Origin of the sequence: Streptomyces sp. FXJ1.172, assembly GCF_001636945.3 — a bacterium.
GTDB lineage: Bacteria > Actinomycetota > Actinomycetes > Streptomycetales > Streptomycetaceae > Streptomyces.
The window spans coordinates 90,760-107,775 of record NZ_CP119135.2 but is presented as its reverse complement, the minus strand read 5'-3'; the positions used below and the strand labels follow the sequence as shown (position 1 = coordinate 107,775).

Sequence of the window (17,016 nt, the reverse complement as noted above, 5' to 3'; positions counted from 1 at the left end):
ACGGTGGAACAGAATCTGCGCGTACTTCCCGGTCTTTACCAGGAATGCCTGCACCAGGTGTCGCCGACGGGCCGGCGCACCAACCCGACCAAGGTCTCGGGCAGCCGCAGCAAGGACTGTCTGGACATCTCCGTGCTCGACGCCCGCCACAACATTCTGACCATTCTCGAGTCGTGGTCAGGAATGGTCGTGGACAAGCTCAGGACCCCCGCTCCGCCGCGTACCGTCGTCTCCTTGGCGCGGTTTCTCACGCTGCATCTGCACTGGCTCGCCGGCCAGGCCCCAGCGGTCGACTTCGCCGACGAGATCGAGGCTCTGACCGGCGAGCTGCGCCGGACCATAGATCCCGAACCCAATGACCTCCACACACTCATCCGGCAGTGCGTCGTGGACAACTGCCCGGGCACGATCAGCGCCTCCGCGCAGCGCCGCGCGGGTGCGGGCAGCAGCATCACCTGCTCTTCAGGACATTCATGGGAAGTGCGCGAATGGCTGAGTCTCAGGAAGCTCATGGAGCGGCAGCGAAAGGGTGTCAGCGCATGACCAAGCCACCGAGCCACCGGCTGGTCCCCACCAACGTGGCCGCCCTCGCCGTGGGGGTGTCCGAGGCGACGATCCGCAAGTGGGTGAGCCGCGGGAAGATCACGCGCTACGGCGCGCCGCACCGCCGCTCGGAGTTCGACATCGAGGAACTCACGGAGATCGCCCTGCAGCGCCGGCCCTGACCGGGCCCCGGTGCCCGGCACACCCCCGGCCACGCACCCTCACACACACCGACGTACCCCAGCCGCCCCGGGAACCCGGGGCGGCTCTCGGTGTATTTCGTGTGCTTGCAATCCTCTGGGCATCCGCTCGAATTCCCCTGGAACACCCCTGGATTCAAAGGGGAATTCCACTCGACCATGCCGTCCTTGCGTGTTGTGCTCCCTCTTCCGGAACAGGTGACCCAGGTCACTTCGGTGCGGTGTTGGACGTGGCGTCAAACCCGTGTCACTATCTACCCACGTCTACCCTGCCCAAAAGTTGCTGCGGGGCAGTCGATCGCGTGCCGTGCCGCCCGTCCGCGCACATACGGACCGGATCCCGGCGCATACGGCATCAGCCTTCTTCCGCATCCGGTCCATCACATTTCCTGGGTGCTGTCGCGACGTCCTGCTTCATTCCATCTCAGAACTCTGGACGATCGATCCCCATGACCATGCGATCACCATGCAGAAAAGACAAAGGGAGCTGAGTGCGTTGACTCTACCGACCTCAGCGGAGGGGGTGTCAGAAAGCCGCCGGGCCCGCTCGGTCGGCATCGGTCGCGCCCACGCCAAGGCCATCCTGCTGGGGGAGCACGCGGTCGTCTACGGAGCTCCGGCGCTCGCTGTTCCGATTCCGCAGCTCACGGTCACGGCAAGCGCCGGGTGGTCCTCCCACACCTCCGACAGCCAGGACGACCTGTCGTACACGATGACCGGCACTCCCTCGCGGGCGCTGGTCACGCAGGCCTCCGACGGCCTGCGCCGGCTGACCGCGGAGTTCAAGGCGCGCATGGGCGTGACCGGCAGGACGCATCTCGATGTGATCCTCGACGGCGCGATCCCGCACGGCAGGGGTCTTGGCTCCAGCGCGGCCAGTTCGCGCGCGATCGCCTTCGCCCTCGCCGACCTCTTCGGCCGTGAACTGACCGAGACCACCGCGTACGAACTGGTGCAGACGGCCGAGAACATGGCGCACGGCAAGGCCAGCGGCGTCGACGCCATGACCGTCGGCGCCCTGCGCCCGCTGCTGTTCCAGCAGGGCCGCACCGAGGAACTCAAGCTCGGCTGCGACGGGTTGTTCATCGTCGCGGACAGCGGCGCCCTGGGCAGCACCAGGGAGGCGGTCGAGCTGCTGCGCGACGGGTTCCGCCGCCACGCCGGAGCGCAGGACAGGTTCGTGGAGCGGGCGTCGGAGCTGGCCGAGGGAGCCCGGCAGGCCCTCGCCGACGGCAAGCCCGAGGAACTGGGCACGCGGATGACGGACTATCACGCCCTGCTGCGCGCGGCCCGGCTGAGCACCGGCCTGATCGACACCCTGGTCGACACCGCGCTGCGGGCCGGCAGCCTCGGCGCCAAGATCACCGGCGGTGGTCTGGGCGGCTGCATGATCGCGCTGGCCCCGCCGGAGCGGGCCCGGGAGGTCACCAGGCGGCTGCACGAGGCAGGCGCCGTACAGACGTGGGTCGTACCGCTGAAGGGGCTCGACAACCATGCTGCGTGAACAACCGGCCACTGTGCCGCGGCCGTCACAGCGGGACACCACACACGGTGCCACCGCGGTCGCGCACCCCAACATCGCCCTGATCAAGTACTGGGGCAAGCGCGACGAGCGCCTGATCCTGCCCTGGACCGACAGCCTGTCGATGACGCTCGACGTCTTCCCGACGACCACCCGGGTCCGGCTCGACGCCGACGCCGAGCACGACGAGGTGACCCTCAACGGCGAGGCGGCCACCGGCGAGGCGGGCCGGCGCATCACCGCCTTCCTCGAGCTGGTGCGGGAGCTGTCCGGACTGGAGCAGCGGGCCGTCGTGGACACCCGCAACACCGTGCCCACCGGTGCGGGCCTGGCGTCCTCCGCCAGCGGGTTCGCCGCACTCGCCGTCGCCGCCGCGGCCGCGTACGGCATCGACCTCGACGCCACCGCGCTCTCCCGCCTCGCGCGGCGCGGCTCCGGATCGGCCTCACGCTCGCTCTTCGGCGGCTTCGCCGTCTGGCACGCCGGCCCTGAGGGCGGCACGGACGCGGAGGCGGACCTCGGCTCCTACGCCGAGCCGGTCCCGACGGCGGACATCGACCCGGCGCTGGTCATCGCCGTCGTCAATGCCGGGCCCAAGGCCGTCTCCAGCCGGGAGGCGATGCGCCGCACCGTCGACACCTCGCCGCTGTACCGGCCCTGGGCCGCTTCCAGCCGGGACGACCTGACGGACATGCGGGCGGCGCTCGGGCGCGGCGACCTCGAGGCGGTCGGCGAGATCGCGGAGCGCAACGCGCTCGGCATGCACGCCACGATGCTGGCGGCGCGGCCCGCGGTGCGCTACCTGTCGTCGGCCACGGTCACCGTGCTCGACCGGGTGCTCCAGCTCCGCCAGGACGGGGTGCCCGCCTACGCGACCATGGACGCCGGGCCCAACGTGAAGGTGCTGTGCCACCGCACGGACGCCGAGCGGGTGGCGGACGCCGTCCGTGACGCCGTCCCCGACGGCCGGGTGCTCGTCGCCGGGCCGGGCCGCGGCGCCCGGCTGCTGAACGAGGACGGACGGTGACCCCGCGGCGCACGGTGGTCCGGCACGCGCCGGGCAAGTTGTTCGTCGCGGGCGAGTATGCGGTGGTCGACCCGGGGAACCCGGCCATCCTGGTCGCGGTCGACCGGCACATCACCGTCACCGTCTCCGGCCCGGAACCCGGCGCCGGCGCCGACGGGCCCGCCGTGGTGATCTCCACCGACCTCGGTGCCCGGTCGGTGCCCTGGCGCTGGCACGACGGCCGGCTGACCGGGCCGGGCGGGGACGACGACGGGCACACCCGCGGCGGGCTGGCACATGTCGTGTCGGCCATCGAGACCGTGGGCCGGCTGCTGACCGAACGCCAACTGTCCATCCCCACGCTGGGCGTCACGGTCAGCAGCCGGCTTCACGACGGCGGCAGGAAGTACGGGCTGGGCTCCAGCGGCGCGGTGACCGTGGCGACCGTCGCGGCCGTCGCGTCGTACTGCGGCCTGGAGCTGAGTGCCGACGAGCGCTACCGGCTGGCCATGCTCGCCACCGCGCGGATCGACCCCAAGGCCTCCGGCGGTGACCTCGCCGCGAGCACCTGGGGCGGCTGGATCGCCTACCGGGCACCCGACCGGCCCTTCGTCCTCGACCTGGCCCGCCGCGTCGGCGTCGAGCGGACGATCTCTGCGCCCTGGCCGGGCCACGAGGTGCACCGGCTGTCCGCGCCCAAGGACCTGACCCTGGAGATCGGCTGGACCGGAGAACCCGTCTCCACCGCCTCCCTGGTCTCCGACCTGCACCGCAAGACCTGGCGGGGCACCGCCTCCCACCAGAGGTTCGTCGAGACCAGCAACGGCTTCGTGCGCGCCGCGGCCGACGCGCTCGCATCCGGCGACCGCCAGGGCCTGCTGGACCAGATCCGCGCGGCCCGCCAGGAACTGGCCCGCCTGGACGACGAGGTCGGGCTCGGCATCTTCACACCCAAGCTGACACGACTGTGCGACGCCGCCGAGGCCGTCGGCGGCGCCGCCAAGCCTTCCGGGGCCGGGGGCGGCGACTGCGGAATCGCCCTGCTGGACGCCGAGGCGGCACACGACATCTCCCATGTACGGCAACGGTGGGCCACGGCCGGGGTGCTGCCCCTGCCCATTCGTCCCGCCCTGGAAGGGATCGAGGAATGAGCGCTCAACGCAAGGACGACCACGTCCGGCTCGCCATCGAGCAGCAGGACGCACCCCGCGGGGTCAACCAGTTCGACGAGGTGTCGTTCGTGCACCACGCCCTGGCCGGCATCGACCGCCCGGACGTGTCCCTGGCCACGGACTTCGCCGGCATCTCCTGGCCGGTGCCGATCTACATCAACGCGATGACCGGCGGCAGCGTCAAGACCGGTGTCATCAACCGGGACCTGGCCATCGCCGCCCGCGAGACCGGGGTGCCGATCGCGTCGGGCTCCATGAACGCCTACCTCAAGGACCCGTCCTGCGCGGGCACGTTCAGCGTGCTGCGCGAGCAGAACCCGGACGGGTTCGTCATGGCCAACGTCAACGCGAACGCGTCGGTCGACAACGCGTGGCGCGCCATCGAGCTGATCCAGGCCAACGCCCTGCAGATCCACATCAACACCGCGCAGGAGACGGCGATGCCGGAGGGCGACCGGTCGTTCTCCGCCTGGGCCGGGCAGATCGAGAAGATCGCGGCGGCCGTCGACATCCCGGTGATCGTCAAGGAGGTCGGCAACGGCCTGAGCCGGCAGACCGTCGAGACGCTGAAGGACCTCGGCGTGTCCGTCGCCGACGTCAGCGGCCGGGGCGGCACGGACTTCGCCCGGATCGAGAACGGCCGCCGGGAGCTGGGCGAGTACGCCTTCCTGCACGGCTGGGGCCAGTCCGCGCCCGCCTGTCTGCTGGACGCGCAGGGCGCGGGCCTGCCGCTGCTCGCCTCCGGCGGTGTGCGCAGCCCGCTCGACGTCGCCCGCGCCCTGGCGCTCGGCGCGCACGGCGTCGGCGCCTCCGGCGGCTTCCTGCGCACCCTGCTCGACGGCGGCGTGGACGCGCTGATCGCCCAGCTCACCACCTGGCTCGACCAGCTGGCCGCGCTGCAGACGATGCTCGGCGCCCGCACCCCCGCCGGTCTGCGGCACTGCGATGTGCTGATCCACGGCTCGCTCAGGGACTTCTGCGCCGACCGGGGCATCGGGACGGGCCCGCTCGCCCGGCGTTCCAGCTCCGCCGAAACCCCCCACGAGACGACGGGAAGCACACGATGACCGACACGCACGCCATAGCCGGGGTCCCGATGCGCTGGGTGGGCCCCCTTCGCATTTCCGGGAACGTCGCCCAGACCGAGACCCAGGTCCCGCTCGCCACCTACGAGTCGCCGCTGTGGCCTTCGGTCGGCCGGGGCGCGAAGGTCTCCCGGCTGGCCGACAAGGGCATCGTCGCCACCCTGGTGGACGAGCGGATGACCCGTTCGGTGCTGGTCGAGGCGGTGGACGCGCAGACCGCGCTCGCGGCCGTGCGGACCATCGAGGCACGCATCGAGGAGCTGCGCGAGGTGGTGCGCGGCTGCAGCAGGTTCGCCCAGCTGATCGACATCCACCACGAGATCAACGCCAACCTGCTGTTCATCCGCTTCGAGTTCTCCACCGGCGACGCCTCCGGCCACAACATGGCCACCCTCGCCTCCGACGTGCTCCTCAAGCACCTGCTGGAGACGGTCCCCGGCATCTCCTACGCCTCGATCTCCGGCAACTACTGCACGGACAAGAAGGCCACCGCGATCAACGGCATCCTCGGCCGCGGCAAGAACGTGGTCACCGAGCTGCTCGTACCGCGTGACGTGGTCGAGAACGTGCTGCACACGACGGCCGCCAAGATCGTCGAGCTGAACATCCGCAAGAACATGCTCGGCACCCTGCTCGCCGGCGGCATCCGCTCGGCCAACGCCCACTTCGCGAACATGCTGCTCGGCTTCTACCTGGCCACCGGCCAGGACGCGGCCAACATCGTGGAGGGCTCCCAGGGCGTGGTCATGGCCGAGGACCGCGACGGCGACCTGTACTTCGCCTGCACCCTGCCGAACCTGATCGTCGGCACGGTCGGCAACGGCAAGGGCCTCGGCTTCGTGGAGACGAACCTGACCCGGCTCGGCTGCCGGGCCGACCGCGAGCCGGGGGAGAACGCCCGCCGGCTCGCCGTCATCGCGGCGGCGACCGTGCTGTGCGGTGAACTCTCCCTGCTCGCGGCACAGACGAACCCCGGCGAACTCATGCGCGCGCACGTCCAGCTGGAACGCGACAACAACTCCGCAAAGGTTGGTGCATAGGGCATGTCCATCTCCATCGGAATCCACGATCTCTCGTTCGCCACCAGTGAGTTCGTCCTGCAGCACACCGAACTCGCCGCCTACAACGGCACCGAGATCGGCAAGTACCACATCGGCATCGGCCAGGAGTCGATGAGCGTGCCCGCCAAGGACGAGGACATCGTCACCCTGGCCGCCGCGGCCGCCGCGCCGATCGTCGCCAAGCACGGCACCGACCGGATCCGCACGGTCGTCTTCGCCACCGAGTCCTCCATCGACCAGGCCAAGGCCGCCGGCATCTACGTCCACTCGCTGATCGGACTGTCCTCCGCCACCCGGGTCGTGGAGCTGAAGCAGGCCTGCTACGGCGCGACCGCGGCCCTGCAGTTCGCCATCGGCCTGGTGCGGCGCGACCCCGCCCAGCAGGTCCTGGTGATCGCCAGTGACGTCTCCAAGTACGACCTGGACAGCCCGGGTGAGGCCACGCAGGGCGCGGCGGCGGTGGCCATGCTGGTCGGCGTGGACCCCGCGCTGGTGCGCATCGAGGACCCCTCCGGCCTGTTCACCGCCGACGTCATGGACTTCTGGCGGCCGAACTACCGCGACGCGGCCCTGGTCGACGGGCAGGAGTCCATCGGCGCCTACCTGCAGGCCGTCGAGGGCACCTGGAAGGACTACCAGGAGCAGGGCGGCCGTTCGCTGGAGGAGTTCGCCGCGTTCTGCTACCACCAGCCGTTCACCAAGATGGCCTACAAGGCCCACAGCCACCTGCTGAACTTCAACGGCTACGACACCGACAAGGACGCCATCGCGGCCGCGCTCGGGCTGACCACCGCCTACAACCGGGTGATCGGCAACAGCTACACCGCGTCGGTGTACCTCGGCCTGGCCGCACTGCTCGACCAGGCCGAGGACCTGAGCGGCAGGTCGATCGGCTTCCTCAGCTACGGCTCCGGGTCCGTCGCGGAGTTCTTCGCGGGGACCGTCGTCGCCGGCTACCAGGAGCACCTGCGCACCGCGGCGAACCGCGAGGCGATCGACCGGCGCAAGCCCGTCACGTACGCCGAGTACCGCGAGCTGCACGAGCACAAGCTGCCGTCCGACGGCGGCGACCACACCAACCCGGCCCAGACCGGTGCTCCGTACCGGCTGGCCGGGATCAGCGGGCACAAGCGGATCTACGAGAAGCGCTAGGCGCTCCGCGCGATCAGCCACGACGGGCGGTCTTTCGTCCGGCACCGTCGTGGCTGGTCGCGCCCACGCGGCAAAGCCGCGCATCAGGCACAACCCCGCGCCCCGTCGGGGCGCTCTTTCTCCAACCAATATGAGGGGAGGGCATCCGCATGGATCACTCAGCGATCCTCAGTACGGGCAGCCCCATACGGGACGTCCGGATCCTCGGTACGGGTACCTGTGTGCCGGAGAGGGTCGTCTCCAACGACGAGGTCGGTGCGCCGGCCGGGGTCGACGGAGAGTGGATCACCCGCAAGACCGCGATCCGCGAGCGCCGCTGGGCCGCCCCCGGCCAGGCCACGTCCGACCTGGCGACGGCCGCGGCCCGGGCCGCGATGAAGGCGGCCGGCATCACCGCCGAGCAGCTGACCGTGATCGCGGTCGCCACGTCCACGCCGGACCGGCCTCAGCCGCCGACGGCCGCCTACGTCCAGCAGAACCTCGGCGCGTCCGGCACGGCCGCGTTCGACGTCAACGCGGTGTGTTCCGGCACCGTGTTCGCGCTGTCCGCGGTCGGCAGCGTGATCCTGCGCCGTGGCGGTTACGCCCTGGTCATCGGCGCCGACGTGTACTCGCGCATCCTGAACCCGGCCGACCGCAAGACGGTGATCCTGTTCGGGGACGGCGCCGGCGCGATGGTCCTCGGCCCGACCACCCGGGGCCCGGTCGTGAGGCATGTCGCTCTGCAGACCTTCGGCGAACTCTCGAGCCTGATCCAGGTGCCCGCGGGCGGCAGCCGGCAGCCCCTGGACCAGGCCGGGCTGGACGCCGGGCTGCAGTACTTCGCGATGGAAGGGCGCGAGGTGCGCCGATTCGTCGTGGAGCAACTGCCACAACTGGTCAAGGGGTTCCTCCACGAGGCCGGGGTCGAGGCCGCGGACATCAGCCACTTCATCCCGCACCAGGGCAACGGCGTCATGCTCGACGATGTCTTCGCCGAGCTGGGCCTGCCGCACGCCACCATGCACAAGACCGTGTCGCACTACGGCAACACGGGCGCCGCCTCCATCCCGATCACCCTGGACGCGGCCGTCCGCGCGGGCGGCATCCGTCCGGGCGAGCTGATTCTCATGGCCGGCTTCGGCGGCGGCATGGCAGCGAGTTTCGCTCTGGTCGAGTGGTGACGTGGCGGCCACAGGGCCGCCGCGGACCACGACCGACCGCTCTCCTTCGTCTTCGTCGAAAAAGGTTGCACCCATGTCCCTCGTTCTTGATCCCGCCGCGCAGGACCTGCTGTTCCGCGAGGCCCGCACCCCCCAGACCTTCACCGACGAGCCGGTGACCGACGAGCAGGTCCAGGCGATCTACGACCTGGTGAAGTACGGCCCGACCGCCTTCAACCAGAGCCCGCTGCGGATCACCCTGGTCCGCACCGCCGAGGCCCGCGAGCGCCTGGTCAAGCACATGGCCCCGGTCAACCAGGCCAAGACGGCCGCCGCCCCTCTGGTAGCGATCCTGTCCACGGACAACGAGTTCCACGAGGAGCTGCCCAAGCTGCTCCCCGACTTCCCGCAGGCCAAGGACGTGTTCTTCGCCGAGCGTCCGGTCCGCGAGCGGTCCGCCCAGCTCAACGGCGTCCTGCAGGCCGCGTACTTCATCATCGGCATCCGCGCGGCCGGCCTGGCCGCCGGGCCGATGAACGGCTTCGACTACCCCGGCGTACAGGCGGAGTTCCTGGACGACGACCACACCCCGCTGCTGGTCGTCAACATCGGCAGGCCCGGTCCCGGCGCCTGGGGCGAGCGCGCCCCGCGCCTCGCACTCGACGAGGTCGTCACGACCGTCTGACCCGTGCAGGGTGCCGGCCACGTGGCCGGCACCTCACCTGCTGTCGGGGGCCTGCTGTTCGGCGTAGGACGTCGGCCACAGCTCGCGCAGGATCCGCAGTTCCTCCGCGGACAGCGGTACGTCCTCACGCAGCCGCTCGGGGTGGGCGGGCGGCGGCCCTCCGGGCCGCTGCCGTGGCGGCACCTCATCATCCCCGGCGAGGTGCAGGAAGGGATCGTGCGCGGCCCCGAAGGCCACGAGGGACTGCCAGAGCCGTCGTACGAGATAGTCCGACAACGCCCGCCGGCCGCCCCGCAGCAAACGTTTCATGTCCGCCCCCTTTTGCCCCTTCGCTCGTGAACTCCTCCACAGACTCCCAAGGTCGGCTCGTGGCTCAGTGGAGAACGGCCGCTGTCGGGCGGCCGGTCCGGTGTGTGTCAGTCGATGCCGCGCACGACGTGGGGCTCCCACAGGTCGTCCTCGTCGATTCCGGCGAGCCGCAGGGGCGGTGGGTACGGACAATCGCCCCTCGGCCCATCCGGGGGCCTGCTGTCCTCCTCCTCTGTCGCTTCGGTGTCGTCCACCTCCTGCACCTCCTGCTGGGTCCTCGTCAGTAGCGGTAGTGGTCCGGCTTGAACGGGCCGTCGACCTCCACGCCGATGTACGCGGCCTGCTCCGGACGCAGCTTGGTGAGCTTGACGCCGAGGGAGTCCAGATGGAGACGGGCGACCTTCTCGTCCAGGTGCTTGGGCAGCGTGTACACACCCACCGGGTACGCGTCGGGCTTGGTGAACAGCTCGATCTGGGCCAGGGTCTGGTCCGCGAAGGAATTGGACATCACGAACGACGGGTGGCCCGTCGCGTTGCCCAGGTTCAGCAGCCGCCCCTCGGACAGCACGATGATCACCTTGCCGTCCGGGAAGGTCCACGTGTGGACCTGCGGCTTGACCTCGTCCTTCACGATGCCCGGCACCTTCGCCAGACCCGCCATGTCGATCTCGTTGTCGAAGTGACCGATGTTCCCGACGATCGCCTGGTGCTTCATCCTGGCCATGTCCGAGGCCATGATGATGTCCTTGTTGCCGGTCGTCGTGACGAAGATGTCGGCCTGGTCGACGACCTCGTCGAGCGTCGTGACCTGGTAGCCGTCCATCGCCGCCTGCAGCGCGCAGATCGGGTCGATCTCGGTCACGATCACCCGGGCACCCTGCCCGCGCAGCGACTCCGCGCAGCCCTTGCCCACATCGCCGTAGCCGCACACGACCGCGGTCTTGCCACCGATCAGGACGTCCGTGGCCCGGTTGATGCCGTCGACCAGGGAATGGCGGCAGCCGTACTTGTTGTCGAACTTCGACTTGGTGACGGCGTCGTTGACGTTGATCGCCGGGAACAGCAGGACGCCGTCACGCTGCATCTCGTACAGCCGGTGGACACCCGTCGTGGTCTCCTCCGTCACACCGCGGATGCCGGAGGCCAGCGCCGTCCAGTCCAGGGAGCTGTGCTCCAACAGGGCCCGTACGACGGCCAGTTCCTCGTTGTCGGCGGTCGGCAGGACGCCGGTCTTCTGGTACTCGACGCCCTTGTGGACGAGGAGGGTGGCGTCACCGCCGTCGTCCAGGATCATGTTCGGGCCGGCGTGTCCGGGCCAGGTCAGGGCCTGCTCGGTGCACCACCAGTACTCCTGGAGGGTCTCGCCCTTCCAGGCGAAGACGGGGATGCCGGCGGCGGCGACGGCGGCGGCCGCGTGGTCCTGGGTGGAGAAGATGTTGCACGACACCCAGCGGACCTGGGCGCCGAGGGCGACCAGGGTCTCGATGAGCACGGCGGTCTGGACGGTCATGTGCAGGGAGCCGGTGATCCGGGCGCCGGCCAGCGGCTGGGCCTCGGCGTACTCCTTGCGGATCGCCATCAGGCCGGGCATCTCGTGCTCGGCGAGGGTGATCTCCTTGCGGCCGAACTCGGCCAGGGAGAGATCCGCGACCTTGAAGTCGGTGAAGTCAGCGCTGGGCTGCGAGGACATGCCGTGTGCTCCTTGAGTTCAGTACGTTGCGGTGGATCTCGAGCGTCGCCGTCGAGCGGTTGAGCGTGATGTAGTGCAGTCCGGGGGCGCCCTCGGCGAGCAGCCGCTCGGCCATCGCGGTGGCGTACTCGACACCGATGCGATGGCCCTCGGCGGGGTGGTCACGCGCGGCGTCCAGGCGGTGGGCCAGTTCCTCGGGGAAGGCCGCGCCGCTCAGCTCGGCGAAGCGGGCGATCTGCCGTACGTCGGTGGCCGGCATGATCTCCGGGATGATCGGGGTGTCACAGCCGGCGGCGGCCACCCGGTCGCGCAGCCGGAGATAGTCCTCGACGTGGAAGAACATCTGCGTGATGGCGTAGTCCGCGCCGGCCCTGCACTTGGCGACGAAATGCCGGATGTCGCTGTCCCAGTCCGCCGAGCGCGGATGACGTTCGGGGAAGGCCGCCACGCCGACGCTGAAGTCCCCCGACTCCTTGACCAGCCGCACGAGTTCATGGGCGTGGGTGAAGCCGTCGGGGTGCGGGATCCAGGGGGCGTTCGGGTCGCCGGGCGGATCGCCGCGCAGCGCCAGGACGTCCCGGACGCCGGCGTCGGCGTACTGGCCGATGATGTGGCGCAGCTCGGCCACCGAGTGGCCGACGGCGGTCAGATGGGCGACGGGACGCAGGGTCGTCTCGGCCGCGATCCGCTTGGTCACCTCGACGGTGCGGTCCCTGGAGGAGCCGCCCGCCCCGTAGGTGACCGACACGAACGCCGGTGCCAACGGCTCGATCCGGCGGATCGCCTGCCACAGGGTGCGGGCTCCGGCGTCGGTCTTCGGCGGGAAGAACTCGAAGGAGAACGACGGGTTCGACGGGTCCGCCCGGTCGAGGACGTCGCGCAGGGTGGTCACTCCCGGCCTCCGGCGTTGAAGTAGCTGGCCTCGTGGTGGTGCAGGACGATGGCGTCGGTGGACTGCTCGGGGTGCAGCTGGAACTCCTCGGACAGCTGGACGCCGATCCGCTCCGGCCGCAGCAGCTCGGCGATCTTCGCGCGGTCCTCCAGGTCGGGGCAGGCCGGGTAGCCGAGCGAGTAGCGGCAGCCCTGGTACTCGGTGCGGAACATGCCGTCGAGGTGCGCCGGGTCGGCCCCGGAGATACCCAGCTCGGCGCGGACGCGGGCGTGCCAGTACTCGGCGAGTGCCTCCGCCAACTGCACGGACAGGCCGTGCAGTTCGAGGTAGTCGCGGTAGGAGTTGGCCTCGAAGAGCTTCGCGGTCTCCTCGCCGATGCGCGAGCCCACGGTGACGACCTGGAGGCCGACCACATCGGTCTCGCCGGACTCCTCCGGGCGGAAGAAGTCGGCCAGGCAGAGCCGCCGGCCGCGGCGCTGACGCGGGAAGGTGAACCGGGTGCGCTCGATGCCCTGCTCGTCCAGGATGATCAGGTCGTCACCCTTGGAGACGCAGGGAAAGTAGCCGTGGACGACTGCGGCTTCCAGCAGGTTCTCCGTCTGGAGCCGGTCCAGCAGACCGCGCAGGCGCGGCCGGCCCTCGCTCTCGACCAGTTCCTCGTACGACGGCCCCTCACCGGTGCGGGCCTGCTTCAGCCCCCACTGCCCCTTGAACAGGGCGCCCTCGTCCAGCCAGGACGCGTACTCCTTGAGCTGGATGCCCTTGACGATCCGGGTGCCCCAGAACGGCGGGGTGGGGACCGGATTGTCCGTGGCCACGTCCGAACGGCCTTGTTCCTGCGGTTCGTTGACCTCGAGCACGGGCTTCGTACGCACCCGGCGCTGCTTCAGCTCGGGCAGCCTGGCCCCGGGCACCCCGCGCTTGACGCCGATGAGGGCGTCCATGAGGCGCAGGCCCTCGAAGGCGTCGCGGGCGTAGCGGACCTCGCCCTCGTAGACCTCGTGCAGGTCCTGCTCGACATAGGCCCGGGTCAGCGCCGCGCCGCCCAGGATGACCGGGAACCGGGCCGCCAGACCACGCTGGTTCAGCTCCTCCAGGTTCTCCTTCATGATCACCGTGGACTTCACCAGCAGCCCCGACATACCGATCACATCGGCCCGGTGCTCCTCGGCCGCCTCCAAAATCGCCGACACCGGCTGCTTGATACCGAGATTGACCACGTTGTAGCCATTGTTGGACAAGATGATGTCGACCAGGTTCTTGCCGATGTCGTGCACGTCCCCGCGCACAGTCGCCAGTACGATCGTGCCCTTGCCCTCGGCATCCGACTTCTCCATGTACGGCTCGAGATACGCCACCGCCGCCTTCATCACCTCGGCGGACTGCAGGACGAACGGCAGCTGCATCTGACCCGAACCGAACAGCTCGCCGACGACCTTCATGCCGTCCAGCAGGGTGTCGTTGACGATGTCGAGGGCCGGGCGGTCCTGGAGGGCGGCGTCGAGGTCGGCCTCCAGGCCGTTGCGCTCGCCGTCGATGATGCGGCGCTTGAGGCGCTCCTCCAGCGGCAGGGCGGCCAGTTCCTCGGCCTTGCCGGCCTTCAGGGACTTCGCGGTGGCGCCCTCGAAGAGCTGCATGAGCTTCTGCAGGGGGTCGTAGCCCTCCGAGCGGCGGTCGTGGATCAGGTCCAGCGCCGTGGCGACCTCTTCCTCGCTGAACCGGGCGATCGGCAGGATCTTCGACGCGTGCACGATCGCCGAGTCCAGGCCCGCCTTCACACACTCGTCCAGGAAGACACTGTTGAGCAGGATCCGGGCGGCCGGGTTCAGACCGAAGGAGATGTTCGACAGGCCGAGAGTGGTCTGCACCGCCGGGTGACGGCGCTTGAGTTCCCGGATCGCCTCGATGGTGGCCAGGCCGTCCTTACGGGACTCCTCCTGACCGGTGCAGATCGTGAACGTCAGGGCGTCGATGAGGATGTCCTCCTCACGGATGCCCCAGTTCCCCGTCAGGTCCGCGATCAGCCGCTCGGCGATCTCCACCTTCTTCTCGGGCGTACGGGCCTGCCCCTCCTCGTCGATCGTCAGGGCGATCAGGGCGGCGCCGTGCTCCTGGGCGAGCTTGGTGACCCTGGCGAAGCGGGAGTCGGGGCCGTCACCGTCCTCGTAGTTCACCGAGTTGATCACCGCACGGCCGCCGAGCTTCTCCAGGCCCGCCCGGATCACCTCGACCTCGGTGGAGTCCAGCACGATCGGCAGCGTGGACGCGGTCGCGAAACGCCCGGCCAGCTCCTCCATGTCGGCGACGCCGTCCCGCCCGACATAGTCCACGCACAGGTCGAGCATGTGCGCACCCTCACGGATCTGCTCCCGCGCCAGCTCCACACAGTCGTCCCAGCGGCCCTCCAGCATGGCCTCGCGGAACTTCTTCGACCCGTTGGCGTTCGTCCGCTCACCGATCGCCAGATACGACGTGTCCTGGCGGAACGGCACCGACTGATACAGCGACGCCGCTCCCGGCTCCGGACGCGGCTCCCGCACGGTCGGCGTCAGACCCCGGACCCGCTCTACCACCTGGCGCAGGTGCTCCGGCGTCGTACCGCAGCAGCCGCCGACCAGGCCGACCCCGAACTCGCGGACGAAGCCCTCGTGCGCCTCCGCCAACTCGGCGCCGGACAAGGGGTAGTGAGCCCCGTCCTTGCCGAGGACCGGCAGGCCGGCGTTGGGCATGCACGACAGGCCCACACGCGCGTGCCGGGAGAGATGGCGCAGGTGCTCGCCCATCTCGGCCGGCCCGGTGGCGCAGTTCAGGCCGATCATGTCGATGCCCAGCGGCTCCAGCGCCGTCAGCGCCGCACCGATCTCGGAGCCCAGCAGCATCGTGCCCGTCGTCTCGACCGTCACCGACACGATCACCGGCAGGTCCAGACCGAGGGCCTCCAGACCCCGCCGGGCTCCCAGCACGGCCGCCTTCGTCTGCAGCAGGTCCTGCGTGGTCTCCACCAGCAGCGCGTCCGCACCACCGGTGGCCAGACCCTCCGCATTGCGCTGATAGGCGTCACGCAAGGTCGTGTAGGGGGCGTGGCCCAGGGTGGGCAGCTTCGTGCCCGGGCCCATCGAGCCCAGCACCCAGCGCTGCCGCCCGTCCCTCGCGGTGAACTCGTCGGCCACCTCGCGGGCCACCCGGGCGCCGGCCTCGGACAGCTCGTGGACCCGCTCGGCGATGTCGTACTCACCAAGGGCGGAATGGTTGGCCCCGAAGGTGTTGGTCTCCACGCAGTCGACACCCACCGCGAAGTACGCCTCATGGACGGAGCGGACGATGTCGGGACGGGTCAGGTTGAGGATCTCGTTGCAGCCCTCGAGCTGCTCGAAGTCGTCGAGGGTCGGGTCCTGGGCCTGGAGCATCGTGCCCATCGCCCCGTCCGCCACCACCACACGGGTGGCAAGTGCCCTGCGCAGGGCGGAGACACGGGTCCTGCCGTCGGCGTTCATGACGACGTGCCCTCGCCTTCGCCCCGGCCGAGGAGAGGGGCGAGCGGCTCGGCGGAGCCGGGGCCGTAGGACCGCTCGACAATGCCGGCCAGGTGCACCGGGTCGACCTCGTGGGCCTGCGAACCCACCGCGCCGAGGGCCACGGAGGCCAGCGCGCACCCCAGTCGGGCCGCGGGCTCCAGCGGCGCGCCGTGGCCGGCGGCGGCCAGGAATCCGGCGCGGAAGGCGTCGCCGCCGCCGGTCGGGTCGACCGGCTCGATGCCGGGGACGGCGGGGACGGTGAGAGGGGACTGTCCGACACGCTCGATGCGCACCCCCCGCCCGCCCAGGGTGGTGACCCAGGCGCCGACGGCGGCGAGGACGTCGGTGCGGCTCCAGCCGGTGTGCTCCATCAGCAGCGCGGCCTCGTACTCGTTGGTGAACAGCCAGGTGGCGCCGTCCACCAGGTCGCGGACCTGGCTGCCGTCCAGGCGGGCCAGCTGCTGCGAGGGGTCGGCGGCGAAGGGGATGCCGAGGGCCCGGCACGCGGCGGTGTGGCGCAGCATCGCCGACGGGTCGTCGGGCGAGACGAGGACCAGACCGGGGCGTTCGGCACCGGCGAGCAGGGCCGGCAGATCGATGTCGGACGCCTCGGTCATCGCGCCCGCGTAGAACGCGGCGATCTGGTTGTCGTCCTGGTCGGTGATGCACAGGAAGCGGGCCGTCTGCCGTTCGGCGGAGACCCGCACTCCCCCGGTGTCGACGCCGTGCTGCTTCAGCCACACCTCGTACTCGGCGAAGTCGGTGCCGACCGCCCCGACCAGCAGGGGCGACAGCCCGAGGCCGCCGAGTCCGTAGGCGATGTTGGCCGCGACCCCGCCCCAGCGCACCTCGAGCCGGTCGACGAGGAACGAGAGCGAGACATGCGCGAGCTGGTCGGGCAGCAGCTGGTCCGCGAACCGCCCGGGGAAGACCATCAGATGGTCGGTGGCTATGGATCCTGTCACCGCGATGCGCACGGGAACTCCTTCGATTCCTTCGATCGCTTCGGTCGCTGGTCGTCGACGGTCCGGGGCCGGGAGGG

General features: G+C 70.3%; 16 protein-coding genes. 10 read left to right on the top strand and 6 right to left on the bottom strand.

Annotated elements, in window-relative coordinates; translation table 11 throughout:
* Positions 1-3 precede the first annotated feature (3 nt).
* The 10 genes from A6P39_RS44830 to A6P39_RS44785 all read left to right on the top strand — a co-directional run bounded on the left by A6P39_RS44830 (position 4) and on the right by A6P39_RS44785 (position 9,568).
* Positions 4-543 (top strand): hypothetical protein, encoded by a 540-nt coding sequence (locus A6P39_RS44830; protein ID WP_275884433.1) that lies wholly within the window; start codon positions 4-6, stop codon positions 541-543.
* Positions 540-725, top strand: a complete 186-nt coding sequence (locus A6P39_RS44825; RefSeq protein WP_275884432.1) for a hypothetical protein — start codon at positions 540-542, stop codon at positions 723-725. The genes A6P39_RS44830 and A6P39_RS44825 overlap by 4 nt, the downstream gene beginning before the upstream one ends.
* Before the next feature lie 541 nt (positions 726-1,266).
* On the top strand, positions 1,267-2,247 hold the full coding sequence (gene mvk, locus A6P39_RS44820; RefSeq protein WP_275884431.1) for a mevalonate kinase: 981 nt from the start codon (positions 1,267-1,269) through the stop codon (positions 2,245-2,247).
* Positions 2,237-3,292: a diphosphomevalonate decarboxylase gene (gene mvaD, locus A6P39_RS44815; RefSeq protein WP_275884430.1), complete on the top strand. Its 1,056-nt coding sequence runs from the start codon at positions 2,237-2,239 to the stop codon at positions 3,290-3,292. The genes mvk and mvaD overlap by 11 nt, the downstream gene beginning before the upstream one ends.
* A complete protein-coding gene (locus tag A6P39_RS44810) occupies positions 3,289-4,422 on the top strand; it encodes a phosphomevalonate kinase (protein WP_275884429.1) in 1,134 nt (377 codons plus the stop codon). The genes mvaD and A6P39_RS44810 overlap by 4 nt, the downstream gene beginning before the upstream one ends.
* On the top strand, positions 4,419-5,510 hold the full coding sequence (gene fni, locus A6P39_RS44805) for a type 2 isopentenyl-diphosphate Delta-isomerase (RefSeq protein WP_275884428.1): 1,092 nt from the start codon (positions 4,419-4,421) through the stop codon (positions 5,508-5,510). The genes A6P39_RS44810 and fni overlap by 4 nt, the downstream gene beginning before the upstream one ends.
* The gene (locus tag A6P39_RS44800) at positions 5,507-6,568 is read left to right on the top strand and encodes a hydroxymethylglutaryl-CoA reductase (protein ID WP_275884427.1); all 1,062 of its coding nucleotides are present in this window, start codon (positions 5,507-5,509) and stop codon (positions 6,566-6,568) included. Before fni ends, A6P39_RS44800 begins: the two co-directional genes overlap by 4 nt.
* A 3-nt stretch (positions 6,569-6,571) precedes the next feature.
* On the top strand, positions 6,572-7,741 hold the full coding sequence (locus A6P39_RS44795) for a hydroxymethylglutaryl-CoA synthase (protein ID WP_275884426.1): 1,170 nt from the start codon (positions 6,572-6,574) through the stop codon (positions 7,739-7,741).
* A 149-nt stretch (positions 7,742-7,890) separates the two neighbouring features.
* The gene (locus A6P39_RS44790) at positions 7,891-8,904 is read left to right on the top strand and encodes a 3-oxoacyl-ACP synthase III family protein (protein ID WP_275884425.1); all 1,014 of its coding nucleotides are present in this window, start codon (positions 7,891-7,893) and stop codon (positions 8,902-8,904) included.
* A gap of 73 nt (positions 8,905-8,977) precedes the next feature.
* Positions 8,978-9,568, top strand: a complete 591-nt coding sequence (locus A6P39_RS44785) for a malonic semialdehyde reductase (RefSeq protein ID WP_275884424.1) — start codon at positions 8,978-8,980, stop codon at positions 9,566-9,568.
* 33 nt (positions 9,569-9,601) lie between these two features.
* On the opposite strand, the gene A6P39_RS44780 is transcribed toward A6P39_RS44785, so the two are convergent.
* The 6 genes from A6P39_RS44780 to A6P39_RS44755 all read right to left on the bottom strand — a co-directional run bounded on the left by A6P39_RS44780 (position 9,602) and on the right by A6P39_RS44755 (position 16,951).
* Entirely contained in the window at positions 9,602-9,877 is a 276-nt protein-coding gene (locus tag A6P39_RS44780; RefSeq protein ID WP_275884423.1) for a DUF6059 family protein, read from the bottom strand.
* 107 nt (positions 9,878-9,984) lie between these two features.
* Positions 9,985-10,131, bottom strand: coding sequence for a hypothetical protein (locus A6P39_RS44775; RefSeq protein ID WP_275884422.1), 147 nt, complete (start codon positions 10,129-10,131; stop codon positions 9,985-9,987).
* 26 nt (positions 10,132-10,157) lie between these two features.
* Positions 10,158-11,567, bottom strand: coding sequence for an adenosylhomocysteinase (gene ahcY, locus A6P39_RS44770; protein WP_275884421.1), 1,410 nt, complete (start codon positions 11,565-11,567; stop codon positions 10,158-10,160).
* Positions 11,545-12,459 (bottom strand): methylenetetrahydrofolate reductase [NAD(P)H], encoded by a 915-nt coding sequence (gene metF / locus A6P39_RS44765; RefSeq protein ID WP_275884578.1) that lies wholly within the window; start codon positions 12,457-12,459, stop codon positions 11,545-11,547. The genes ahcY and metF overlap by 23 nt, the downstream gene beginning before the upstream one ends.
* Positions 12,456-15,953 (bottom strand): methionine synthase, encoded by a 3,498-nt coding sequence (metH, locus tag A6P39_RS44760; RefSeq protein ID WP_275884577.1) that lies wholly within the window; start codon positions 15,951-15,953, stop codon positions 12,456-12,458. The genes metF and metH overlap by 4 nt, the downstream gene beginning before the upstream one ends.
* Positions 15,950-16,951, bottom strand: a complete 1,002-nt coding sequence (locus tag A6P39_RS44755) for a carbohydrate kinase family protein (protein ID WP_275884576.1) — start codon at positions 16,949-16,951, stop codon at positions 15,950-15,952. The genes metH and A6P39_RS44755 overlap by 4 nt, the downstream gene beginning before the upstream one ends.
* Positions 16,952-17,016 lie beyond the last annotated feature (65 nt).